Here is a 23,619-nt window from a genome sequence, read left to right as displayed (position 1 = left end):
CTAGTATACTAGAATTTTTTCGCTGATTCGAGCGTTATGGTTTAGTGCGCTCAAATATTCTTTTATTTCATATAAAAATCAACCTGCCCAATCCGGGTCGGTTGATTTTTGTTGGTTCATTTTAGTTTTACCGGTCGCCTAACTTAGTGATGGTACCGCGACGTTCTGGTCATCGGTTCATCATCGTTGTTGGTCGGCGTGGGTTGGTCATGGTCATAACGGGCGCGGCGACTGGTGGTCGTCTGCGTTGGCGTCGTGGTGGCTTGACCGTAGCCCCGGTCGTAGGTGCTCGTCGTGGTGTGGTCACTGTGCTTGTAGGCCAGTTGGACCGCCACCTGGAAGTCACCCGGCTGCTCGATCAGAGACGTGCGGCCTAAGACCTTGAAGGGGCCCCCAACCAGTGTGGCGTTGGCTAAATACAGTTCGAACTGGTCACGCACATCGGCCACATTTTGTAAGCCGACCGTGCTGACCACCCCGACCCGTTGCTTCTCCGCTTGGTTGATGCCGGCGTAGACGACCAGTTGGTTGCCTTCCGTTTGCATGTCGAAGTAGGGAATCAGGGTGCCAGGGCCAGAGGCGTAAACGGGTTTGCCGTTTTGGCGCGTCTGTTCCATGATTTCGCGGTCACCCAACCCGGAGTAATCCAGCTGTAACAGCTGATTCTGTTGGAGTTGCGTGGCGAGATTCTGAACGTTGCGGGCGTCCATGCCACTCATGGTCAGCTTCCCGGGCAGAATCTTCTTTTCATCAAAGTAACCGTTGGCCGGAATGTTCCGACCGCCGCGGACCGCCGTTTTGGCAGCGTCCTCTTCGGCTTCCTTGGGCTTCATGTGCAGCATCTTTTCAATCTTAGGCGAGATGTCGAACGGGGCCGTCTTCTCGGTAAAATAATAGATAGTGTTCAGGTAGACAAAGTACAAGAGAATGATAGCTACCAGTAAGATCAGTAAGCCCCAGAACGGATGGCCGTTTTGCAGGTAACGAACCGCGATGTAGAACAGGTAGAGGTCACCCAACGCACCAATGATCACATAGATGCGGTTTTTAATTTTGGCGTTGACGTTGATGTAGCCTAAATAATGGTTAACCATATCAAGGAAACTAAGCATTATCGGTCCCCCTTCCTTCGTTATTGATTGGTGCCGTCATTGGTCGTGCCATTAGTCGTTTGGCCAGCCGTGTCGGTATTGTCAGTTGTGTCATTAGCCGTATCGGCATCGTTCGTGGAACTCTCTTCAGTAGTCGCTGAAGAGCTAACGGCGCTCGATGAGGTCTTCTTCTTTTTAGAATTCGTGGTCCCGGTTGTCCCAGTTGTGTGACCACCTGTGTTCTCTGCGGTGCTGGACTCGGTCGAAGAGGTCTTCTTGGCCGAGGAACTTTCCGTGTCCGTGGATGACTCGTCCTTCGATGAGGAATCACTGCTATCGGAACTGCTCTTAGAGGAGTCAGAATCCTTCTTCTTACTGTCGTCACTAGCCTTTTTCTTCGAATCACTCGACGACAGATTGTTGACCAGTGATGAGCTGGTGTTCGACACCCGCGTGGCGCCTTCATTGGTCTTCGTCACCGTGTTTGTCACCACGTTAGTTGCCCCCAAGGCCAGCGCCATTGAGACAATTGCGAACGGCGTAATCAAGGGTGGTGTGCGATACCCCATGCGTCATTCCTCCTTCGTTTTGCCTAATTACGACTATTGTCGCATAGGAAACTCAAAAATCTTTCAAATTTATCTTAATTTTTCACTAAGTCTGCTTCCTGAACACCGGCCGCCTTGCAGTCAGCGCACAGGCCGTACAGCTCGAAGCTATGCCCGGCGATTTCACAACCCGGTAATTGATCTGTGAAAAAGTCCATCGGGCACATCTGTAATTCAATCACCTTACCACAATTTTGACACACAAAATGATGATGGTGTTGGTGATGCAGGTCACACTGATACTTGACCCGTACCCGTTCCTGTTCCGTGTTTTGCTCAACGATGCCAACCTCTTCGAACTCCTTGAGGTTACGGTAAACCGTGTTGTGGCTCATCCCCGGAAACTCGGTCCGCATGTAAGCATCCACGGTCACCACGTCGGTGTAGTGGGCTTGGTTCGTCAGCAGGAACTCCAAGAGAGCGTGCCGTTGCTTGGTCATCTTCAGTTTGTTCTTCTTTAAAATGGCGACGGCGGTGGTTAACGATTCTGCCATAGTGCCCAACCTCCTTCTTTCTCTGGTTTTGCGAAAATAAACGATTTGGTGTGCGTGGGCTGGTCGTTCCCGACGGCGGGCTCAACCTGCCCTGCTGTGGGGTCGCTTTCAGCCTGTGGGGCGGGCTTTCAGCTGGTCAAGTTGGCCCGCCTCTAGTCACTGACAGGGTGCGGTAATTTTCACTAACCGCTCAGCCCCAGAAACTCTCAATGACTTAATCTCTAAACTTAAATGTTGTTTTCCAAATTAATATAGTCGCCCGTGCTCAGTTCACGAACCGAATACTTCCAGTTCAAACTCACCAGCCAATACAAACCCAACCGATAAGCCTAACAGCCAATTCGGTTTAAACCAGTGTCAGCCGTGAGGACGAGAAAAACTGACTCAGCCGTGGGATTTCTAACGCGGCTCGCGTTAGAAATGGCGACTTTGAAACTCGCCCTTTGAGGTTCAAAGCGAGCTTCGAGACCGCTCTTTGGCTCGGGGCGTCCTCCCCACAGCGTTCCGGTCCATTTTGCCCACCCGGTAAGGCGACTTAAAACTCAGTGTAAACCCGAATTCCCTGTTAGTTTATCATATTTACTGGGAAACTCAACTATCAGCCGTCTCTCCCTGTCGCAACCGCGTCATCAACTCATCCAGCTTCACCTGGGTCTGTTGCCAGTCGTCGTTGTTTAGCTGAATGGCTTTGCCCCGCAGTGCCAGCGGCATGGTCAGGTCGCGGCGGTACTCCGGACTGGCTAAGCGCTGGGCCATCATTTCTTCATCATCGCCCCGTTTGCTCAACCGGTGGGCCAGCTTGGTAGACTCGCTAACCGTGAGGAAAATGATGACGGCCTGGTCACCCAGCTCTTCGGCGTAGGTGATGGCACCCTTGCTGTCTAGCACGATGGCGTCAAATGGGGCGCGTTCAAAACCGCGGGCCAGGCCCTCCCGTGAGGAGCCGTAGTGGTAACCGGCGTACGTCACGGATTCCAGGTAATGGTTCTTGGGGAAGCTGGCTTCCGTTTCAAAATAGTAGTCGACGCCATCGACCTCACCCTGGCGCGGTGGCCGCGTCGTGTGGGTGATGACCTTGGTGACGGGATAGTGGGCCACCAAATAATCTTGAACCGTGGTCTTGCCAGTGCCCGTTGCGCCGGTGATCACCAAAACTTTATTCGGCATGCTGGTCCTCCAAGTACGTGTTGGCTTGGTCTAACAAGCCCTTTAAGTTGTCATAGCTCAGGCGTTCGCGGGCAATTTTGTAGTCGAACCAGCCAAATTCACTGATTTCTTCAACCTGCCGCTTGATTTCACTATCGGCTGGCACCAGCGACGTGTACAGGACCACGTGTTTGTGATGGCCGTTCTTCATGTCGTAGTCCAAGTCGGCGTGGAACTCGGGATTGATGGCGACGACTAAACTGGTTTCTTCTTTAATTTCACGGACGGCCGTCTGAAGATCCGTTTCATCCCCCTCGACGTGACCCTTGGGAAAGCCCCAGAAGTTACTGGTGGCACTCTTTAACAGTAAATATTGGATTTGATTGTCGACGAGCCGGTAAACGACCGCGCCGCTAGCATTTTCGGTAATCATGTTGCATTGCCCCCTCGGAATTAAGTCAATTGCCCCTGAATGAATTCAGAGACTTGTCGCTCACGTGTCTGGCGACACAGTAGTCCAACATGCCCTGTTAAGACACTCCTACTCGTAGTGGCAACATCATCGGGTAATTGACAGCTACCCGTTTAACTACTAGGTTTACCCAATAGCTGTTAGTTTTTTTATCTTTGGTCGTTTGACACCGCTTAACCAATCGCGACCAAGCATCTCAATATTCATGGCTCCTAATCGATCATCATTACAACGATACTGACATTGAGCGCACCAATACTCGTGAGTTTCGTGATGACGATTAGTCTTCTCAACTAGGCCACACTTCGGACATCTCTGCGAAGTGAATGCCGGATTCACCTTCACAACGGTGCTTTGAATAGCCTGAGCCTTGTACGTTAAGAATGATTCTAGCTGAAAAAACGACCAAGAACGATGGCTGTTACGCAAAGACTTAGGCAAATCATCAGTATTGAATGTCACATTGGTTAAGTCTTCCAGGACAAAAAGTGTATGCGAACCGTATCGTGCAACGAGTGTCTTAGCTAGCCAATGATTCAGATCGGTCATCCAGCGGTTCTCTCGTTGCGCTAGTCGTTTCAACTTTTTCTTAGCAGACTTGGTACCTTTCTTCTGTAGTTGCCGACGGATCTCTAGGAACTTCTTCCGCTTACGTAAGATTTTTTGACCATCAAAGAATAGCGTCTTTCCTTCACTATCAAAGGCAGTCGCTAGGAAACGTAATCCACGATCAATTCCCACAACTTTTGGATTATCTTTGGCATCGAAATCGTTAACTTCCTTTGTGATGCCGATGTGTAGAAACCACTTACCCTGGGTGTGGACCAGCTTAGCGGTACCCAGTTTCCAGTCGTCGGTGAAGTACTTCTCGAATCCTTTATCAGTGAACCTCAACTTAGTTCGTTTACCTAGAGTAGTTATTGAGATTTGTCGCATATCATCTACAAAAGAATAATTACTCTGACGGACCAAGTCTGCTTGTGGCCGACGAAACTGAATGGGGTTCACCAACCAGTTCAGGTCTCTAGGAACTTGAACCCACTTTTTTTCTTCGTTCTGGTAACGGTAAGGATGCTGTTTCATCTGTTCTTGAACTGTCTTGTAGCGAGCTACTACTGTCCGAAAAACGGATTGGACCATTTGACTGTTGAGCGGTGATTCTTGTCTGAATATTTTGTATAGATGGTGATTGATTTTTAACCAGCTTAACTGAAACTCATGGTCAAAAACCCATTGACTGACAATATTAGCTAATCGTTGATACTCTTGACTCATTGCTAGAAATTGTTCTGCTTGATTCGTGTCTGGATAGAGTCTCAGCTTGATTGTCCGCCCTAACTTAACCAATGGATACCTCCCCTGTAGATTGGGTTAAGTATACCATGTTTAGCTCCCCAGGGGAACGTATGTTTCAAAAAAGATTACTAAGTTCTGGCATTCATCCCGCGATTAAAATCGCAGGTTTTTTGCTTAGTCTTTAATAAACTCCTTCTATTTTAAATCGAAACTACTCAAAATGGGTAAAATAAACCCGACTTTCTCAAAAACAACCGCTTACTCTCATTGACTTTTAATTTAATTCCACGGTACACTATCCCAGACATCATCGCGAATGGCAGCCGCAGCCCACCAAATTAATCACAAAAAAGGCTGAAACTGCGCGCGACAATGTGTATCATCATTATATAAGGAAAGTTTTGGTTTAGGTGGTTTTCGCTGGTTGGGCTAAATGAAGTTAGCTTTTGATGAATAATCCTACGAACACTCATTTTCAATTCAAGTCAGCCAATCAACCACAGGACGGGAAACCACTGAACGGTTTAGGTCAACCACCATGTCAGCCGTGAGGTCAGCTCAAATGGGCTCAGCCGTGGGATTCTCCTCAGAGAATGGTGACTTTGAGACGTGCCTTTCGCGGCTCAAAGCAAGTCCCGAGACCGCTTCTCAGGCTCGGGGCGTCCTCCCCACCGCGTTCCGGCCCATTTGAGCTGACCGGTAAGGCGCTGCCAACCGCCATTTAACCACCTAAACCAAACAGGTTCAACGACATAAGGAGGCTTTTTATGGGACTTGCGCGAATATTTCGTCGCGAACGCTTAGATAATTACTTAAAGAGTGACCAGCACTTTGCCAAAACAATGACGGCAAAGGATCTGATGTCACTCGGCATTGGGGCTGTGATTGGGACCGGGATCTTCATTCTCCCCGGCACCATCGCCGCTCAGTACAGTGGGCCCGGCATCGTTTTATCCTTTCTGATTGCCGCCATCGTCTGTTCCACGGCCGCCATGTGCTACGCCGAATTTGCCTCCGTTTTGCCGGTCGCCGGGTCCGCCTATTCATACGGTAACCTGGTCTTCGGCGAAATCATCGGCTGGATTCTGGGCTGGGCGTTGATTCTAGAATACGTGCTGGCCGTGGCCGCCGTGGCCAACGCCTTTGGGGCCTATTTTAAATCCTTCTTGGCTGGCTTCGGACTCAACTTGCCCAACGCCATCAGTGGCCCCTACAATCCGGCCGGGGGCACATACGGCAACCTGATTGCCATCCTGGTGGTTTTCTTCATCAGCTGGCTGTTAAATCGGGGGATGCGCGAGTCCATGCGGATCAACAACACGATTGTCATCGTCAAGATTGCCATTATCATTTTATTTGTGGTCGTCGGTGTCTTCTACGTGAAGCCTAGCAACTGGCAACCGTTCGCCCCATTTGGCTCCAAAGGGATTCTGCGGGGGGCCTCGACCGTATTCTTCGCCTACCTGGGCTTTGACGTGGTCTCCGCCTCGGCTGCGGAAGTGAAGAACCCCAAGAAGAACATGCCCATTGGGATTATCGGCACGCTCATCGTAGCCACCGTGCTCTACATGCTGGTCGCCATCGTGCTGACCGGGATGGTTCACTACACCAAGCTCAACGTCGCGGACCCCGTGGCCTTTGCGCTCACGTTGGTTCACCAAAATTGGACGTCCGGTATCATTTCACTGGGCGCGCTGGCGGGGATGTTTACCATGATGGTCACCATGATCTACAGTTCCTCACGGCTGATCTACTCGGTCGGACGTGACGGCCTGTTGCCAAAATTCTTAGGCAAAATCGACGACAAGACGGGCACGCCTAAACACAGTCTGGCCGTGATTACCATCGTAATTGCTTTGCTAGGTGGCTTCGTGCCTCTGGCGCAGCTGACCAACCTGGTTAACATCGGGACGTTGGTTGCCTTCCTGTTCGTGTCATTCGGGATTCTCCGGCTGCGCCATTTGCCAGAAATGCCCCACAACACGGGCTTCAAGGTACCGTTCTACCCAGTGTTGCCCATCATCTCGGGCCTGCTGTGCTTCTACATGATGCTCCAACTCCCCGCAGAAACCTGGATTGCCTCATCGATCTGGTTCGCACTGGGTCTGGTCATCTACTTTAGCTACGGCATTCGTCACAGCCGGTTGAACGAGGAATGATTCGCCTCTAGGATGCTGAAAACGGGCCGGTTTGGCGGTCTTCAGCATACTTGCGGCTCACATTCGTTCAACCCGCTGATTGGTTTCCCCATTTATTTAATGTTCCAACAATTAATCTTTGCGTTACACTTACTACAATGTAACTGTTTCATCCCGACTTCTAGCTTAAAAATCATGTGCCACCCCAGAAGTTAGGACAGTCAATCCACTGTAACCCTTGAGCACCAACATTAACCATTTTATCCACCCACTCGTTGGCACTTAAACCAGTGTTAGCCGCAGGGCTGGTGAAAATAGGCCAGTCGCGGAAGTGACCAGAGGCGAGCCAAGGTGACCGGCTGTGTCGATGGGCTAGGCTGGGGTATTTTCCCAGCCTAGCCCATGGGGCAACCTTTGAGACCGCTCTTCGGCTCAAAGTTGAGGTGGAAGCCCGCTTCTCAGGCTGGAACCGACCCCACAGCAGGGCGCCTTGAGCTCGCCGCCGGGAACGGACGCGACCAGGCCCAGTTTTCACCAGCCCGGAGGCGCTATATAAAACACTGTTTAAAGTTCCAACCACAGTTACGTTGATTTTTAAAATTGATAAGGTAGGCGATATTTATGCGTAACCAACAATTTGCCATTCGGCCCACAGCACCTGCTCAGGCCCTAGACGAACTTCAACGAATCCATTTCTTAAACGAACAAACGGAAAAACTCACCACCCCGAGCCAACTGCTCTGCAACTTCTATGACCGGAGCTGGCCCGAATTTACCACGCCCGACGCCGTTTCCCAACAGCTCAGTAATCTGATGGCGACGCCCGACACCGATGGGCTGGACTTTCTCAGCAACCACGACAACGTTCCCGTCACGGTCTTCTACAACCTGGCCCTACAGCGGCTGGAATTTGCCGTCGACCTCGACTTTAAGCTGAGCGACCCCTTAGCCGCCATGGCCAAGATGCAACTGCCCGTGGCCGACCACGCCGGTGCGGACTTCACCTTGGACGAACTCAAGCAGGCCTGGTACCTGCTCCTGACGACGCACACCAAGAACGGCCAGAGCTTTCTGGACCACCTGACCACGAAGGGCTACTTTGACCCCTTCGTTCACGACGCCCACGTCGACAAGCCCCTGATTTTTAACGGGAAGTCCCAAGCCGTCTTTGATACGACCAACTTGATTCGCGAAGTCGTTTACGTGGAAAGTCCCCAAGACACCGACCACGACGGCAAACGCGACCTGTTAAAGGCCGAGGTGATCCGTCCGGCCGAAACGGAGGCCGGTTTAAAGGTCCCCGTGCTCTACACCGCCAGTCCCTACAACCAGGGCACCAACGACGAAGCCGGTGACCAAATGATGCACAACGTGAACGTCCCGCTGCAACCAAAACAGCCCAACGATTTCACGCTGGCTGACGTGACCGCCCAACCGGACGACACGCCACTGCCCGCTCCCCGCGCCGTGACCGCTACGACCAAGGAAGCCGCGCAGACCTTTGCCCGGGAACAGTCCTACACGTTGAATGACTACTTCCTGGCCCGCGGATTCGCCGTGGTTTACGCCGCTGGTATCGGGACACTGGATTCCGACGGCGTCCGTACGACCGGTGACCCTGAGGAAACGACCTCGACCATTGCCATCATCGAATGGTTGGCCGGCAACCGGACGGCCTTTACCAGCCGCGCCGCTACCCAGGCCATTCCCGCTTGGTGGAGCAATCACGCCGTTGCCATGACCGGCCGTTCCTACTTAGGAACCCTGGCCACAGCCGCAGCGACCACCGGTGTTGAAGGCCTCAAGACGGTCATTTCCGAGGCCGCCATTTCCAACTGGTACGATTACTACCGCGACGGCGGGCTGGTCATCGCGCCCGATGGCTTCCCTGGTGAAGACGCCGACGTGCTGGCCGAGGAAACGTTTAGCCGTCAGCTTCAGGCTGGGGACTATCACCGGATTCAGGCCAAATGGCAAGCCGACCTGGCCGCCATTACCCAGGGACAAGACCGCTCGACCGGGAACTACAATACCTTCTGGGACGCGCGCAACTACCTGAAGAACGCCAAGAATATCAAGGCGGACCTCCTGTTAGTCCACGGCCTGAATGACTGGAATGTTAAGCCACGCAACGTCAACAACCTTTGGAACGCCGTGCGCGACCTGCCCGTCACCAAGAAGCTGATTCTGCACCAAGGCCAACACATTTATATCAATGCCTTTCGCTCCATTGACTACACGGACATCGTCAATCTCTGGTTGACCCACGAACTCCTAGGCATCGACAACCAAGCGGAAACGCTGTTGCCAAACGTGATTATCCAGGACAACGTTCAGCCGGAAACGTGGCACGCCTACGAAGACTGGGATGCGCCAACCAACCCGACCCGCAGCTTTAACCTGCAGGCCGATGAGCTGGTCGACCAAAGCACCCACGCTCCCCTGGCCTACGCCACGAGTTTCAACGACCAGTTACCCGTTGAACAATTTAACAAATACACCCACCATATCGATCAGTGGCAAACTGATTTGCTGGGTGACAAACACAACGACATGTTCAATCACCGGTTAATCTTTAAGTCAGCCGTCTTGACCGACGACCTCCTGTTAGATGGGAAGCCGACTGTTGACCTACGCGTGGCCGTGAACCAGCCGGTCGGGATGCTGAGCTTCCAACTGGTGGACTACGGGGATGCCAAACGCCTCGGCGTCTCACCAACCATCCTGGCGCGCAAGGCTCTGGACGAGGGTTACCGTTGGCGTGAGGACGACCTGCGTGAATTCAAGCCGGCTGCAACCACGCCATTTAAGATGATCACCAAGGGTCACCGTAACCTGCAAAACCGGACCAACGCCTACCACGTCGACGAACTGAAGGCCAACGAATTCTACGACCTCAGTGTGACGCTGCAACCAACGCACTACCGGCTGCTGGCGGGTCACCAACTGGGCTTGGTCATCTACGCCACTGACTTCGGCATGACCGTGCGTGGGAACCAGGACTTGCAGTACTCCATCCAGCTCGGCAATTCCGCCCTGCACCTGCCATTCCTACCAGAAAACTAGGCTAGTGTTCGGGATTGGTTTTGCGTTCCCGACGGTGGGCTCAACCAGCCCTGCTGTGGGGTCGCTTCCAGCCTGAGGGGCGGGCTTCCAGCTCGACTTTGAGCCTGAAAAGCGGTCTCAAAGCTCGTCCCGTGGACTAGGCTGAATGAGAGACTTCAGCCAAGGCCACCGACACAGCTGAGCAAGTTGCCCCACCTCTGGTCACTCACACTGGCCGTTGTTGCTGGTATGGAAGGGATGTTGGACGTGGTTGTTCACGTTCACATTAACTTATCCGCTAATTATCTATAATGCTAAAAGAGCAAACGCCAATGACGTTTGCTCTTTTTAGTACCTTAGAGTGTCCTGCCCCCCTCATAGGACAGGTAAAAATCGCTCTCACTTCGGATTGGTACATCCCGCCACCTGCCCTTTGACCAATAAGACACCACCCACTGAGTCTAACCACGAAAAGCACGCCGAATGCTGGTTAGACTCGTGTGAGCCGCAGGGCTGGGAAAACTGGGCCGGTCGTGGGAGTGACCAGAGGCGGATCAAAGTGACCAGCTGTGTCGATGCTCTAAGCTGAGGTCCCTCACTCAGCTTAGAGCATGGGACAACCTTTGAGACCGCTTTTTGGCTCAAAGGTAAGGTGGAATCCCGTTCCTCAGGCTGAAACCGGCCCCATAACAGGGCACCTTGAGCTCGCCGCCGAGAACGGAAATAACCAGACCCAGTTGCCACCCACTGAGTCCAACCACGAGGGACACACCGAATGCTGGTTAAACTAGTGTGAGCCGCAGGGCTGGTGAAAATGGGGCCAGCCGCGGGATGACCTGAGGGTTCTCCTCAGGTCATGGTGACTTTGAGACTCGCTCCTTGAGGCTCAAAGCAAGTCCCGAGACCGCCCTTTGGCTCGGGGCGTCCTCCCCACAGCGTTCCGCTCCCATTTTCACCAGCCCGGAGGCGCCAACAACGGCAAGTTTAACCAGCAAAGAAGGTTGGGTGTTTAGAAATGACGCCGTTAGTGATAAACTATTAATAACTCATTAGAAACGGGGGAATCTCTCATGAAACAAGGCACCACGATTATCACCTTAGACAACGGTTACCACCTTTGGACCAACACCCAAGGCACTGGTGACATCCACCTGCTCGCCTTACACGGTGGCCCTGGTGGCAACCATGAATACTGGGAAGACACTGCCAAACAATTAGCCGCCCAAGGCCTGAACGTTCAGGTCCACATGTACGACCAACTGGGTTCTTGGTACTCCGATCAACCCGACTATAGCGACCCCGAAACGGCTAAGAAGTACCTGACTTACGATTACTTCTTGGATGAAGTTGAAGAAGTTCGGCAAAAGCTGGGCATCGACAAGTTCTACCTGATTGGCCAATCATGGGGTGGCGCCTTGGTTCAAATGTACGCTGCTAAGTATGGCCAACATTTAAAGGGTGCCATCATTTCCTCCATGGTTGATAACATCGACGAATACGTTGAAAGCATCAACCATATCCGGGAAACGGTTTTGACGGCTGACCAAGTGGCCTACATGAAGCAAGTTGAAAAAGATGGGAACTACGACGACGCCAAGTACCAAAGCTACGTCGACATCTTAAACGACGGCTACGTGGACCGCAAGAAACCCGCTGCCATTTCTCACCTGATCAGCACCATGGCAACCGACGTTTACGGCGCCTTCCAGGGTGACAACGAATTTGTCATCAAGGGCAAGCTGAAGGAATGGAACTTCCGTGAACACCTGAAGGAAATCAAGGTTCCAACCCTGTTGACCTTTGGGGAACACGAAACCATGCCAATTGCCACGGGTAAGAAGATGGCGGAACTCATCCCCCACTCTCGCTTCGTGACAACGCCTGAAGGTGGCCATCACCACATGATCGACAACGCACCGGTTTACTACGATCACTTGGCAACGTTCATCCGCGACGTGGAATCCGATAACTTTAACGCTTAAGTTTGCTGAAAAATCCCGCTCTAATCCCTGATTAGACGGGATTTTTGTCTGCAACAAAAAAGCAGTGAGTAGCCATTACTGACTACTCACTGCTCTGAAATTACCTATTTGTGCTTAGTGGATAACAACTTTCATCCCGTAAGGCACGTGATTGTAGACCCATTTGGCATCGGCCACGGACAGGCGGACACACCCATGTGAAGCAGCAGTCTTACCTAGCTCCTCGGCTTCACTCTTGATGTAGTTCCCGTTCTGGTCGGTTGGCACACTGTGGAACAAATAGATACCATGGTCCTTCCAGGAGACCCAGTACTTGGCTCCCTCACCAGAATTCTGGTTGAAGAAGAACTTTCCGCGTTCCCCCTGAATGGCGTACGTGCCGTGTGGCGTCTTGTTTTCCTTCCCCGTCCCGGTTGAGCAATACATGGTGTAAAGCACCCGGTGATTGCCGTCGCGAATGTACACCCGTTGCCGACTGGTATTCACGTCCAGCCACGCGTTGGGATGTTTATCTAAATTGGGATAAGGCTTGCTTTCCGACGGCTTGCGCCAATTAATGGTATCGGCCTTGGCCGTCTTCTTTGTCGTCGTCTGGGTCGTCTGCTGACTCGGGTGCGAAGTCGCGGTCATCTTCTGAAAGACCCGGTTGACCCCAAGTGCCGCAACGATGATCAGCGCGACAACCACGAGTAACTGTCTAAAACGTCTCATACTCTGCCGTCCTTTTCGAATTTTTCCTAACTACGACTACTGTAACGGATTTTTCAGAAAAAAGGAACGCCTTTTACCAAAACGTAATCTACATGCAACTTAGTTTGCAGAATTCTTTAAACTCAGCTTCTCCACGTTCAAAATCTTATCGACGAGTCCGGTGTAGAAACTGGCCTCATGGCTGACGATAATGGCGTTGCCTTGGAAGTTCAAGATGGCTTGCTTCAAGGCTTGCTTGGTCTCGTCATCCAAATGGTTCGTGGGTTCGTCCATGATCAGAAAGTTAGCGGGTTCAAATTCCATCAAGGCCAGCTTGACCTTGGTTTGTTCCCCACCAGATAGCTCGCCAATGGGCTTCATCGCGTTAGCGGAATCCAGCCCACACTTGGACAACTTGGTCCGAATGGCCTTTTGTGGTAATTTTTCGTACTTGGCTTGGATAATCTGTAACGGCGTCTGTTGATTGTTGTCCCAGACCAGGTCCTGACTGAAGTAGCTGATACGAGCGGATGGTGAGAAATGGGCCTCGCCACCCTTGGCCTTGATAATGCCCAGAATCGACTTGATCAGCGTCGATTTCCCGACCCCGTTAAACCCGGTCAAACCAACCTTTTGGTCAGTCGTCACGGAGAAGGTCACGGGCTTCAACAGTGGCCGGTCGTAACCAACGGACAGTTGGTCCACCACCAGCGCGTTTTGCGACCCAGTTTCCTGGTAAGGAAACTCAAAGTGGGCTTGCACGTTAGTCGAAGGTGGATCGACCCGGTCCAACCGGTTAAGCATCTTTTCCCGCGACTTGGCCATGGTCGACTTGGACCCGGCCTTGTTCTTGCGGATAAAGCGTTCGGCCTTTTCGATGACGACCTGTTGCTTGTCAAATTCCCGTTGTTGGGCCTTTTCACGTTCGTCACGCTGACGCATGGCTTGCTTGAAATTGCCCCGGTACTTAGTGATCTGCCCAAACGCCACGTTAATGATACAGTTCGTCACGTTTTGCAGGAAATCATAATCATGGGACACAATCAAGGCGGCCCCATCAAAGTTGTTCAGGTAGTCTTCCAACCAGGCAATGTGGGCAACGTCCAGGTAGTTGGTCGGTTCGTCCAACAGAATCACGTCAGGATTTTCCAGCAATAATTTCGCCAAGATAATCTTTGACCGTTGGCCCCCAGACATCTTTGCCACTTCATGGTCCCGGCCAATGTCGTCCAGGCCTAACCCGGAGATGACCCGTTCGATTTCGGTTTCGATGTCGTAGAAGTTTCGCGCATCCAATTCTTCTTGGAGCCGGCCGGCCCGCTCGAGCAGCTTGTCTTCCATGGTTTCGGCGTATTCCGTGTACAACGCCGTCATCCGGTCGTTCTTTTCGTACAGGTCAGCGTAGGCCGTATGGAGGAAATCAATCAGCTTCATCCCTTCAGGAATGTCTGCGTATTGGTCCAAATAACCGATGTGGGTCTTCTTTTGCCATTTCACAGAGCCCGTCAGTGGCAGCTCTTGTTCCGTAATAATTTTAATCAGTGTGGACTTTCCCACACCGTTTTGCCCGACAACCCCCATGTGTTCACCCTTGTTTAAGGTGAAGCTGGCGTTCTCGTAAAGTTTCTTGTCGGCGAAGCTCATGCTCAGGTCGTCGACTTCTAATAATGGCACTTGTAGTCCCTTCCCTTCTTCTCTCACGCAGAAAAGGCCCCGACAACGTCAAGGCCGTATCGTAAACATATATTAGGTAGTAATTTACCACGAAACGCCCGGGTTCGTCAACTTCCCCACCTGGGATTGCCCCCGCATTCTATGCTATAATAGGTGAAATTCACCCTTCGAGTCCGTTCCCGACGGCGGGTTCAAACTGCCCTGCTGTGGGGCCGGTTCCAGCCGAAGGGCGGGCTTCCACCTCAACTTTGAGCCGAAGTACGGTCTCAAAGGTTGTCCCATGCTCTAGGCTGAATGGAAAACTTCAGCCAAGACCATCGACACAGCTGGTCAGTTTGACCCGCCTCTGGTCACTGACTGTGGTTGAATTCACGTTATATTTTTCGTGCCAATTCCGGTGACTACTGCGTGGTTAACTCCAACACGTAATTGTTAACTGGCCTTCTAGTCAATTAGGCTGATAAATAAACAGACAATTGCTTTTAAGATTCGCGTTTTCGTCGCCAAATGCTTCCACTGGAATGGCGGACAAAAAGTAGTTACTTTTATGACGACACACACATTGTCACCAGTTGTATCTACCTAAGCCGAAAAGTTTGTAGCGCTTAGAGGTCATGACCAACTGCCAGAACTGAACAGCCCCGACCCATGTAAATGCCGTGGTAAGTCTAAGTGACCAGAGGCGGATCAAGAACCCCAGCTGTGTCGATGTTCTTAGGTGAGTGATTTTCTCAGCTTAGAACATGGGACGACCTTTGCGACCGCTTTTCAGGCTGGCACCGGCCCCATAGCAGGGGTTCTTGAATCCGCCGGCGGGAACGCCCCCATTTGCCATGGCATTTACAGGCGGTTTACCGCTTAGACCACTGCTATCTTTGAGACGTGACTTTCGGCTCAAAGTAAGTCCGGAGACCGCCCTTCGGCTCCGGGCGGCGCCCACAGCGTCACGGCTTATTTTCACCCGCCCGGAGGCAATGGCTTCCATCACTTTATGCCACACTAAATAATAAAAAATCAAAAAAGGACTGACTCTGAATGAATATCCGTAACATTGACCACATCACCTTAACCGTTAGCGACGAAGAACGTTCCGTTCGCTGGTACCACGAAGTCTTTGATCTGCCCATCATTGAATTTGATAATGGCCGGCGGGGCGTCAAACTTGGCAAACAAAAAATCAATTTCCAGCAGAGCGATGCACCCCATTTGCCAGTCGCTAAGCATCCCCTGGCCGGGAGCGCCGACTTTGCCATCATCGCGACCGACCCACTGGCCAACATTCTCTCGCACCTGACCAACTATGCCGTGGAAATCGTCGACGGCCCGCTCCCTAAGGAAGGCGCCCTGGGCCCCATGACCTCGGTCTACGTCCGCGACCCTGACGAAAACTTGATTGAAATCGGCAAGTACGACAAGTAGGAGGTCCCCGCAGTTCATGAACAAATTAAATCAACTCCTGACGGCCGCTGGTAGTTGGCTGATTCGCAGTCTGAAATGGATTGGCTTTCTCGTAATTTACCTGGTCGACTCGCTCATCCTGCAGGCGGCCACCAGCAAGGCCAGTCATCCCCAGGTGGCAACGCGTTTGATTGGCATCATGCTGATCTACTCGGCGTTTCTCCTGGCCTTTCTGACCTGGCGCTACTGGCAACAGTTAAAGAAAAACAACCCGCGCCACATTGGCAAGACGCCGTTCACGGCCAAGCGCTCGTGGCAATTGGCTGGCCTCTTTATCCTGATGCTGGTCATCCAATTCGGCTGGACCATCCTGATCAACACCCACGTCCTGAGTAGTCCCGCCAACCAAACGGCGCTCAACACGCAGATCCTGCAGCTGCCATTCTGGAACTTAGCCTACGCAATTCTGTTGGCCCCATTCGTTGAAGAAATGATTTTCCGTGGCATCTTTTTAAACTACTTCTTCCGCGAAAACTCCCGGGTGATGAACTTCCTCGGCGTCTTCATGTCCGGTCTGATTTTTGGCATGATGCACGTCACGAGTTTCTCGTTCACGCTCCTGATGTACTCGGCCCTGGGCTGGGTACTGGGCTACACGTACCTGAAGTTCCGCGACTTGCGCTACAACGTGACGTTGCATTTCTTGAATAATGCGTTGTCGTTGTTGTCCTTTATTTAAATTGATTCTATGTGAAAAGGCTCCGACTGCCCACCTAGATTGGTGTGCAGCCGGAGCCTTTTCGAAACTAATTATTCTTAATTCATCGAAACATCTATTCTATCAAATTGCACATTTAACGTGCGATGTGTTTTGATGGCAATATCAATTAACGTCTGTGAGCTAGCCTTATCAAAGCCCGTTTCAATTCGAGCAATCGTCGAAGTAGACTTACCAACCAGCTCAGCAAACTGCTTTTGGGTCAACCCAAGTTCAGCTCGCAGATTCTTAACCCCCATCGCGATTTTTAAGTTCATTTCGGCGTCGGCCAGCTTCGCATCAAAGTTCGGATCTTCCTGCCGTAAGTCATCAGCATAGTCATCGATTGATTTTAACTTCATTTCTGATCATCTCCATGTTCTAAGTAGAATTTTCTTAACTGCCGTCCTCGACGCTTTTCCCGTTCTGACGTTCTATCGGTTTTCTTAGTAAATCCATGCGTGATAATAAACCCATCTTCATAAGCCTTAAAATAGATAGCTCGTTGAATATTACTGCCAAATTTTGAACGAATTTCATAAAGATTACGCTCCAGTTTTTTTACCCACTGCATACGTTTAGCCGTTTCTAACCCATATTTTTCGATTAGCAAAATGGTTTGTACTAGCTTTTGAGCATCCCCCTTAGGTAAAGCTGCTAAATATTTTGCAAACTCCGACTGATCATAGTACTTAAACTTTACACTCCCCATAACTGTATAATAGCATTGATGCTATTATTTTACACCCCATTTTCCCTACTCTAGACAAAAATGTCTGAGTCATCAGCATACCATCTCCCTATATTTGTAAAAGCGAACGTCCGTTTCAAATAAAAAGCCACTGTCAACAACTCTCCTACATCAGGAAAAGTTATCAACAGCGGCCTTACTTATACACCGAGTTACGCACCCCTTGGGGGATAACTCATTATTTTTAAGAATCATTCACGTAGAAAATCGTTTGGAACGGTGGATAACTCCTAAAATCTGCCCAAGTTATCCACTATCAAAATCCGTTAAGCACGGTTACCTTGTTACGTGAACATCGTCCCAGCCAATTGAAGCCCACCTAACAATTGACTAGCGTCATTCACGTAACGGCCGTTGTCAGCGACCAGAGGCAACTTCGCGGACCCAGCCTACACCATGGGGCGACCTTGGAAACTCGCGCTTCTCAGCGAGGTTTCAAGGCGAGACGAAGGACCGCTCCCCAGGCCGCAGGCGGTCCCCACAGCAGCGGGAGCAAAAATTGCCGCCGGGAGCGCTGGCCTCCGCCAATCGAAGCCCACTAAACAGTAACTGGCTGGTGACGTCCGTGTAAGCCGTGAGGGTGGCGAAAATAAGCTCAGCCGTGGGAATTCTCTTAGCAGCATGGCTGCTTAGAGAATTGGCGTCTTTGAGACGTGGTCCGCCGGCTCAAAGCGAGCCTGAAGACCGCCCTTCGGCTTCAGGCGTCCGCCCAAGCGTTCCGGCTTATTTTCGCCACCCGGTAAGGCGCTGGCAAGGACCACCAGCCAGCTAGTCGGCGAAGAGGGACATGAGCTCCTCCTGCCGCAACCCATCCTTAGCCGCCCCGCACACGTCCAGCTTGATCTGCCCATCCTGAACCATGACCAGCCGGTTGCCATAGGTCAAGGCGTCGCTCATTTTATGGGTGATCATCATCGTGGTCAAGTGGTTGGTCTCAACAATCGTTTGGGTCAGATCCATCACCTTTTTACTGGTCTGGGGATCCAGGGCCGCCGTGTGCTCGTCCAACAATAACAAGTCCGGGTGACTCAGCGTGGCCATCAACAGGGACAGCGCTTGCCGTTGCCCACCAGATAAGTATTTGACCTGCGTCGTCAACCGATCCTCGAGCCCCATATTTAGCGACTGCAACAGCTCACGATACGTCGCTTCCTGACTGGCCTTGCGGTACCGGCCGAGACTCATACTGCCGGTGTGTTGTTGCGCCAGCGTTAGGTTCTGGGCCACGCTCAGTTCCCCCGCCGTGCCCAACTTGGGGTCCTGGAAGACCCGCGACAGCCACTTGGCCCGGTACGCCACGGATTTCTTGGTCACGTTATGGCCGGCCAGGGTCAATTCCCCGGCATCGGCGGGTAACGTCCCGGCAATCGTGTTGAGCAGCGTCGACTTCCCCGCCCCGTTGTTACCGATGACGGCGACGAAATCACCTGGCTCAATCGTCAGGCTGACATTTTTCAGGACGTGACGCTCATTTGCTGTCCCGGGAAAGAAGACCTTCTGGAGATGCTTGACGGTTAAGACTGCTGGTTGATTCTGCTTCATGTTCATCGGCTCCAATCTGTTTGAGGTAACGTTTCAACTGTTGACGCGTGCGGGCCTTGGTCCGCAGAATTGGCAGGCAAATGACCACGACCAAGATACCTGCGGAAAGAATTTTCAAGTCGTCGACCGGGAAACCCAGGCCCATCGCGACCGTTAAGAGGAACCGGTAGATGATTGCGCCGAGGACCATCCCCGTTAAACGAACCCACATCTGCCGCCCGTGGAGGAAGATTTCTCCCACCAGCACGGAGGCCAGGCCAATCACGATGGTCCCAATCCCCATGCCAATGTCGGCATAGCCGTTGCTCTGGGCGATCAGGGCCCCGGACAACGCGATGCACCCGTTGGAGACCATGTAACCCAGAATCACCATCCGGTCGGTGTAAATGCCGTTGGCCGCACTCATGGCGGGGTTATCCCCGGTCGCCATCAGTGACAGACCTAAGCGCGTCTTGAACAGCCAAATGAGCACGGCAATGACGACGCCGGTCACGATTGCCCCAACAATAATCGTTTGCAGGTCGACCGACCACGTGGCTGGCAGGTAGTTGGTCAACACTTTTTGATTTAACAACGGCACGTTCGACTTGCCCATCACGTGCATGTTCACGGAGTACAGGCCGGTCATGGTTAAAATCCCAGCGAGCAGGGAGGGCATGTGGAGCTTGGTGTCGAGCACCCCGGTGACCCAACCGGCCACACAGCCGGCGAGGAATCCCAGTAAGCTAGCGACCACGGCGGATTGCCCGCTGATCATGGCACTAACGGTCACGGCGGCCCCCAGTGGGAAGCTGCCTTCCGTGGTTAAATCGGGGATATCGAGAATCCGGAACGTTAAGAACACCCCGATAACGAGTGGTGCCCACAATAGTCCCTGTCCAATACTGGTGATTAACATAACTGGTTGCCCCTTTCTTAAGGTTCTTTGATTTGACTAGTTTGTAGGCCAATGGCTTTCGTGTTGGCCTTGTTGACGTACAGGTGCAGCTTCTTAGCGGTTTGAACGGCCATGTTCTGTGGCTTTTGGTTCTTTTCCAAAACGTTGTAGGCCATCTTCCCGGTCTGCTTCCCTAAGTCGTAGTAGTTCAGGCCGTAAGTCGCGGTCCCGCCATCCTCGGCCATTTCAATCGAGCCGGTGACAACGGGTAACTTGGCCGCCTTGGCCTTGGCCCCGATGGTCTTCATGGCGCTGGCCATCAGGTTGTCGGTTGGTAAGTACAGGCCGGAAATCTTGCCGGTCAGCCCTGCCAGGACGCTGGCAACGTCGTTGGTGCTGGTGGCACTGACGATCTTTAATTTCAAATTGTGCTTTTTGGCGTAGGCCTTGGCCAGCTTGACCTGGAGCACGGAGTTTTCTTCGGATGAGTTGTAAATGATGCCGAGCGGTTGGTTGCCCTTGGTCAGACTAGCTAACAATTTCAGCTGGAGGCCAACCGGGGTCAAATCGCTGGTCCCACTGACGTTGGTCTGGGGCTTACTGTCGGATTTGACCAGCCCAGCGGCTTTCAAATCGGTCACGGCGGTCACCAACGTTGGCATGGTCGTGGTCTTCTTGGCCAAGGCCTGAGCGGCTGGCGTTGCGATACCCAGCAACAAATCATTCTTTTGTTGAACCAATTGTTGGCTCATGGTATTCAAATTAGATTGATCACCCTGCGCGTTTAAGTAGTGGTAGGTCACCTTGGTTGATTTGCCGTGAGCCTTGAGCTGTGCCTTCAGACCCGCCTTGAATCCTTGCCGCGCCTCATCCAGCGACCCATGCTGCACGACCTGTAAAATCCCAACGTTCAAGCTACTCTTGTCGGCGCTGGACTTGCTGGCGCACCCGGCTAAGACGAGGCCCAATCCCATTAAGGCTAAACCGCTAACTAATAATTTCTTCATAATCAATTCCTCCAAGGTATGATGATGCTTTTATTTTCGGGCCGGTATAACTGTCACCGGTCAACGATTGACTGATTCTTTAATTGGTAAATTCAACCAATCTTCCAGCGGGATGATGTGCCCTGCGTCCAGGGTTGTCACCGTTTCTCGGAAAAAGACCTCCGGGAAAACAAAAAACACCAGATAGATTCTGAGTAGAATCTACCTGGTGATATCGGGCCCGATATATTTTCTCCAGATAGATTATACCCGTATCTATCTGGCGCTAAGTTCATGCTGAAAAACTTTAGCTATTCGATAGATACAAACGCAATTGAGCGGCGCGTTCGTATCCAACGAGGTGAATACAAACGCTATCTAAAGAAAAAGCTAAAGGCAAATTGGTTATTTAAATGAGTTAGGCTATTGAGTTTCATAATGGCAAAATCCCTTTCATTTATCAATTTACTCTCTCAGTTAACCATGAAAAAATAAGACTGTCAACCCTGAATTTTAATTTAATTCTCATTTTCGGATGAGGTGTTCGTTGCCACCGCCTCCGGGAGACTGCCACTGGACCGGAACGCTGTGGGCGGACACCCAGAGCCAAAAAGCGGTCTCTGGGATGCTTTGAACCGCTAGGGAACGCGTTTCAAAGACACCAATTCCCTAAGCGGCTCAACCCGCCGCTAAGGGAATTCCCACGGCTGAGTCCATTGGCAGTCTCCCTGCGGCTAAACAACGCTCAACCCGAAAATGAGATTTCTGACAATTACTAAGTTGTCGGCCAGTTGTTGTGTGAGTGTGCGCGGAACTTATTCTCGTGGTCCAACTCGATTGAACCAGATTGAAAAAACTCTCTATCCATTAACTATCGAAAATGAAACTGACCATCAATCACCAAACAACGTCAACCAGACCAAACTCCAACTACAACCGTGGAGCTAAACCAGTGTTAGCCGCAGGGCTGGGAAAACTGGGCCGGTCGTGGGAGTGACCAGAGGCGGATCAAAGTAACCAGCTGTGTCGATGGTCTTAGCTGAGGTTTCTCACTCAGCTTAGAGCATGGGACAACCTTTGAGACTGCACCTCAGGCTCAAAGTTGAGGTGGAAGCCCGCTCCTTGGCTGGAACCGGCCTCACAGCAGGGCTCCTTGAGCGTTCTGGCGGGAACGCATACATGCCAACCAAAACAAATCAAACACTCAAATAACGATAACCAACCCAAATGTCACCCGCAGCTGTGGGACTAAACCAGTGTTAGCCGCAGGGCTGGGAAAGCTGGGTCGGTCGTGGGAGTGACCAGAGGCGAGCCAAGGTGCCCGGCTATGTCGATGGTCTTAATAGAGTGATTTTCTCTATTTAGAGCATGGGACAACCTTTGAGACCGCCCCCCAGGCTCAAAGTTGAGGTGGAAGCCCGCTCTTTGGCTGGAACCGGCCCCACAGCCGGGCACCTTGAGCTCGCCGCCGGGAACGGACACGACCAGACCAGAACAGATCAAACACTCTAATAACGATAGATAACACAAACGTCACCCGCAACTGTGGGTCTAAACCAGTGTTAGCCGCAGGGCTGGTGAAAATGGGCTCAGCCGTGGGAGTTGCCTTAGCGGGTCCCCCGCTTAGGCAACTGCTATCTTTGAGACGTGAACTTCGGCTCAAAGTAAGCCAGAAGACCGCTTCTCAGGCTTCTGGCGCGCGCCCACAGCGACACGGCCCAGTTTTCACCAGCCCGGAGGCGCGGACAAAACACAACGTTTAACCCTAAAGTTCGCTGACGTTTGGTTCGGGGGTGAGAAGGCTGCGGTAGTCCTGGCACCAAGCCAGTCCCATCGCCCCATCCCCAACATGCACCCCAAAGCTAGGCCCAATCAAGGCCACATCAAACTTAACGGTTGGGAACCGCTTCTGCGCACCGGCAATCCAGCGTTGGGTGGCTTCCGGTTGGTCGGCATTTAACACCGTCGCCTTAACCGGGTCGGCCCCCGCCAAATCATCGGCCAAGTCGTCTAAGAAGTCCGCCATGGCACCCTTCAACCGCAAGGCACTCCCCGCCACCCGCATTTTACCGGAGGGGTCAAAGATCAAGATGGGCTTGCCGGCCAACAAGGGCGTACTGCCGGGACTGTGGCTGGGATTGACTTCCCCCGTGCGCAACAATGGCTTGATGGAATCCACTACAAACACGCTGTGCGCGGTTGCCCGTAGCTTAGTGAGCTGGGCGAAGACTTCTTTGACTGCGTACCCCTCCGCAACCAGTTCGGCGGCCAGGCGCACCTGGTCGCCCATCGTCGTAAGAATGCCGCGGGAGTCCCACGGCCAAACGTGGACGCTAGTAATATTTTCAACGTAAGCGGCCAACGTGTTCACCAGCCCGGAGATCCCCAGTGATGGGCCAATCACGATAACGTCGGTCACACCCGTTTTCGCCAAGGCATCACAGGTCGCCTTCACGGTCTTCATGGAAACCTGCGGCGCGGTCGGCACCATTTTTTTCGATTTAGCCAGCCGCATCAAGCGGTAGTAATCGGCCGTGCTCAGGTCTTGATACTCGTGGTACTGCCGGTTGCCAAACATAATTGGCGCGGCCAAGAGCGTTACCTGGCGCTCCGCCGCCTCGTCAAAGTCCATGCCGGCAGACGTATCCGTTAGAACTGCAATTTTCATTGAT

At 52.2% G+C, this 23,619-nt stretch carries 19 protein-coding genes; 5 read left to right on the top strand and 14 right to left on the bottom strand.

What is annotated here, in order from left to right:
* Positions 1-143: 143 nt before the first annotated feature.
* From EKM84_RS11730 to EKM84_RS11705, 6 genes are all read right to left on the bottom strand, one after another.
* A complete protein-coding gene (locus tag EKM84_RS11730; RefSeq protein WP_125765942.1) occupies positions 144-1,112 on the bottom strand; it encodes a DUF6681 family protein in 969 nt (322 codons plus the stop codon).
* 20 nt (positions 1,113-1,132) lie between these two features.
* The gene (locus EKM84_RS11725) at positions 1,133-1,660 is read right to left on the bottom strand and encodes a hypothetical protein (protein WP_125765941.1); all 528 of its coding nucleotides are present in this window, start codon (positions 1,658-1,660) and stop codon (positions 1,133-1,135) included.
* Positions 1,661-1,734: 74 nt separating this feature from the next.
* Complete coding sequence (locus EKM84_RS11720; RefSeq protein WP_125765940.1) at positions 1,735-2,193, bottom strand: Fur family transcriptional regulator; 459 nt, start codon at positions 2,191-2,193, stop codon at positions 1,735-1,737.
* 591 nt (positions 2,194-2,784) lie between these two features.
* Positions 2,785-3,360, bottom strand: a complete 576-nt coding sequence (locus tag EKM84_RS11715) for a nucleoside/nucleotide kinase family protein (RefSeq protein WP_125765939.1) — start codon at positions 3,358-3,360, stop codon at positions 2,785-2,787.
* Positions 3,350-3,772 (bottom strand): bis(5'-nucleosyl)-tetraphosphatase, encoded by a 423-nt coding sequence (locus EKM84_RS11710; RefSeq protein ID WP_125765938.1) that lies wholly within the window; start codon positions 3,770-3,772, stop codon positions 3,350-3,352. The genes EKM84_RS11715 and EKM84_RS11710 overlap by 11 nt, the downstream gene beginning before the upstream one ends.
* Before the next feature lie 165 nt (positions 3,773-3,937).
* Positions 3,938-5,158 carry an RNA-guided endonuclease InsQ/TnpB family protein gene (locus EKM84_RS11705; RefSeq protein WP_125765937.1) on the bottom strand — a complete coding sequence of 407 codons (1,221 nt, stop codon included), beginning with the start codon at positions 5,156-5,158 and terminating at the stop codon, positions 3,938-3,940.
* A gap of 716 nt (positions 5,159-5,874) precedes the next feature.
* On the opposite strand from EKM84_RS11705, the gene EKM84_RS11700 reads away from it, so the two are divergent.
* The 3 genes from EKM84_RS11700 (at position 5,875) to EKM84_RS11690 (ending at position 12,272) form a co-directional block, all read left to right on the top strand.
* Entirely contained in the window at positions 5,875-7,266 is a 1,392-nt protein-coding gene (locus EKM84_RS11700; RefSeq protein WP_125765936.1) for an APC family permease, read from the top strand.
* Between the two features lie 600 nt (positions 7,267-7,866).
* On the top strand, positions 7,867-10,311 hold the full coding sequence (locus tag EKM84_RS11695; protein ID WP_125765935.1) for a Xaa-Pro dipeptidyl-peptidase: 2,445 nt from the start codon (positions 7,867-7,869) through the stop codon (positions 10,309-10,311).
* A gap of 1,049 nt (positions 10,312-11,360) precedes the next feature.
* The gene (locus tag EKM84_RS11690) at positions 11,361-12,272 is read left to right on the top strand and encodes a proline-specific peptidase family protein (protein WP_125765934.1); all 912 of its coding nucleotides are present in this window, start codon (positions 11,361-11,363) and stop codon (positions 12,270-12,272) included.
* A 114-nt stretch (positions 12,273-12,386) separates the two neighbouring features.
* Here the strand turns inward: EKM84_RS11690 and EKM84_RS11685 are convergent, their stop codons facing one another.
* Together EKM84_RS11685 and EKM84_RS11680 are read right to left on the bottom strand one after the other, a co-directional pair.
* Entirely contained in the window at positions 12,387-12,983 is a 597-nt protein-coding gene (locus EKM84_RS11685) for a L,D-transpeptidase (RefSeq protein WP_125765933.1), read from the bottom strand.
* A 99-nt stretch (positions 12,984-13,082) separates the two neighbouring features.
* On the bottom strand, positions 13,083-14,606 hold the full coding sequence (locus EKM84_RS11680) for an ABC-F family ATP-binding cassette domain-containing protein (RefSeq protein WP_164511391.1): 1,524 nt from the start codon (positions 14,604-14,606) through the stop codon (positions 13,083-13,085).
* 1,065 nt (positions 14,607-15,671) lie between these two features.
* Here EKM84_RS11680 and EKM84_RS11675 point away from each other — a divergent pair.
* Together EKM84_RS11675 and EKM84_RS11670 are read left to right on the top strand one after the other, a co-directional pair.
* Positions 15,672-16,055 carry a VOC family protein gene (locus EKM84_RS11675; protein WP_125765931.1) on the top strand — a complete coding sequence of 128 codons (384 nt, stop codon included), beginning with the start codon at positions 15,672-15,674 and terminating at the stop codon, positions 16,053-16,055.
* Positions 16,056-16,071: 16 nt separating this feature from the next.
* Positions 16,072-16,773 carry a CPBP family intramembrane glutamic endopeptidase gene (locus EKM84_RS11670; protein ID WP_125765930.1) on the top strand — a complete coding sequence of 234 codons (702 nt, stop codon included), beginning with the start codon at positions 16,072-16,074 and terminating at the stop codon, positions 16,771-16,773.
* A 77-nt stretch (positions 16,774-16,850) separates the two neighbouring features.
* Here the strand turns inward: EKM84_RS11670 and EKM84_RS11665 are convergent, their stop codons facing one another.
* The 6 genes from EKM84_RS11665 to EKM84_RS11640 all read right to left on the bottom strand — a co-directional run bounded on the left by EKM84_RS11665 (position 16,851) and on the right by EKM84_RS11640 (position 23,615).
* Positions 16,851-17,153: a helix-turn-helix transcriptional regulator gene (locus tag EKM84_RS11665; protein WP_125765929.1), complete on the bottom strand. Its 303-nt coding sequence runs from the start codon at positions 17,151-17,153 to the stop codon at positions 16,851-16,853.
* On the bottom strand, positions 17,150-17,503 hold the full coding sequence (locus EKM84_RS11660) for a type II toxin-antitoxin system RelE/ParE family toxin (protein WP_125765928.1): 354 nt from the start codon (positions 17,501-17,503) through the stop codon (positions 17,150-17,152). The genes EKM84_RS11665 and EKM84_RS11660 overlap by 4 nt, the downstream gene beginning before the upstream one ends.
* Positions 17,504-18,310: 807 nt before the next feature.
* Positions 18,311-19,084, bottom strand: coding sequence for an ABC transporter ATP-binding protein (locus EKM84_RS11655; RefSeq protein ID WP_125765927.1), 774 nt, complete (start codon positions 19,082-19,084; stop codon positions 18,311-18,313).
* A complete protein-coding gene (locus EKM84_RS11650; protein WP_125765926.1) occupies positions 19,011-19,982 on the bottom strand; it encodes an ABC transporter permease in 972 nt (323 codons plus the stop codon). The genes EKM84_RS11655 and EKM84_RS11650 overlap by 74 nt, the downstream gene beginning before the upstream one ends.
* 17 nt (positions 19,983-19,999) lie before the next feature.
* Positions 20,000-20,968, bottom strand: a complete 969-nt coding sequence (locus EKM84_RS11645; RefSeq protein ID WP_125765925.1) for an ABC transporter substrate-binding protein — start codon at positions 20,966-20,968, stop codon at positions 20,000-20,002.
* Positions 20,969-22,712: 1,744 nt separating this feature from the next.
* Positions 22,713-23,615, bottom strand: coding sequence for a DegV family protein (locus EKM84_RS11640; RefSeq protein WP_125765924.1), 903 nt, complete (start codon positions 23,613-23,615; stop codon positions 22,713-22,715).
* Between the last annotated feature and the right edge of the window lie 4 nt (positions 23,616-23,619).

This window comes from Levilactobacillus mulengensis (genome assembly GCF_003946045.1).
Taxonomy (GTDB): Bacteria; Bacillota; Bacilli; order Lactobacillales; family Lactobacillaceae; genus Levilactobacillus; species Levilactobacillus mulengensis.
Note: the sequence above shows the minus strand (reverse complement) of the source record. Positions and strands in the feature narration are given on the sequence as shown.

Coding starts and splice junctions, on each gene's coding strand:
- EKM84_RS11730 (WP_125765942.1), bottom strand. CDS start 1,112: ATGCTTAGTTTCCTTGATATGGTTAACCATTATTTAGGCTACATCAAC.
- EKM84_RS11725 (WP_125765941.1), bottom strand. CDS start 1,660: ATGGGGTATCGCACACCACCCTTGATTACGCCGTTCGCAATTGTCTCA.
- EKM84_RS11720 (WP_125765940.1), bottom strand. CDS start 2,193: ATGGCAGAATCGTTAACCACCGCCGTCGCCATTTTAAAGAAGAACAAA.
- EKM84_RS11715 (WP_125765939.1), bottom strand. CDS start 3,360: ATGCCGAATAAAGTTTTGGTGATCACCGGCGCAACGGGCACTGGCAAG.
- EKM84_RS11710 (WP_125765938.1), bottom strand. CDS start 3,772: ATGATTACCGAAAATGCTAGCGGCGCGGTCGTTTACCGGCTCGTCGAC.
- EKM84_RS11700 (WP_125765936.1), top strand. CDS start 5,875: ATGGGACTTGCGCGAATATTTCGTCGCGAACGCTTAGATAATTACTTA.
- EKM84_RS11695 (WP_125765935.1), top strand. CDS start 7,867: ATGCGTAACCAACAATTTGCCATTCGGCCCACAGCACCTGCTCAGGCC.
- EKM84_RS11690 (WP_125765934.1), top strand. CDS start 11,361: ATGAAACAAGGCACCACGATTATCACCTTAGACAACGGTTACCACCTT.
- EKM84_RS11685 (WP_125765933.1), bottom strand. CDS start 12,983: ATGAGACGTTTTAGACAGTTACTCGTGGTTGTCGCGCTGATCATCGTT.
- EKM84_RS11680 (WP_164511391.1), bottom strand. CDS start 14,606: ATGAGCTTCGCCGACAAGAAACTTTACGAGAACGCCAGCTTCACCTTA.
- EKM84_RS11675 (WP_125765931.1), top strand. CDS start 15,672: ATGAATATCCGTAACATTGACCACATCACCTTAACCGTTAGCGACGAA.
- EKM84_RS11670 (WP_125765930.1), top strand. CDS start 16,072: ATGAACAAATTAAATCAACTCCTGACGGCCGCTGGTAGTTGGCTGATT.
- EKM84_RS11665 (WP_125765929.1), bottom strand. CDS start 17,153: ATGAAGTTAAAATCAATCGATGACTATGCTGATGACTTACGGCAGGAA.
- EKM84_RS11660 (WP_125765928.1), bottom strand. CDS start 17,503: ATGGGGAGTGTAAAGTTTAAGTACTATGATCAGTCGGAGTTTGCAAAA.
- EKM84_RS11655 (WP_125765927.1), bottom strand. CDS start 19,084: ATGAAGCAGAATCAACCAGCAGTCTTAACCGTCAAGCATCTCCAGAAG.
- EKM84_RS11650 (WP_125765926.1), bottom strand. CDS start 19,982: ATGTTAATCACCAGTATTGGACAGGGACTATTGTGGGCACCACTCGTT.
- EKM84_RS11645 (WP_125765925.1), bottom strand. CDS start 20,968: ATGAAGAAATTATTAGTTAGCGGTTTAGCCTTAATGGGATTGGGCCTC.
- EKM84_RS11640 (WP_125765924.1), bottom strand. CDS start 23,615: ATGAAAATTGCAGTTCTAACGGATACGTCTGCCGGCATGGACTTTGAC.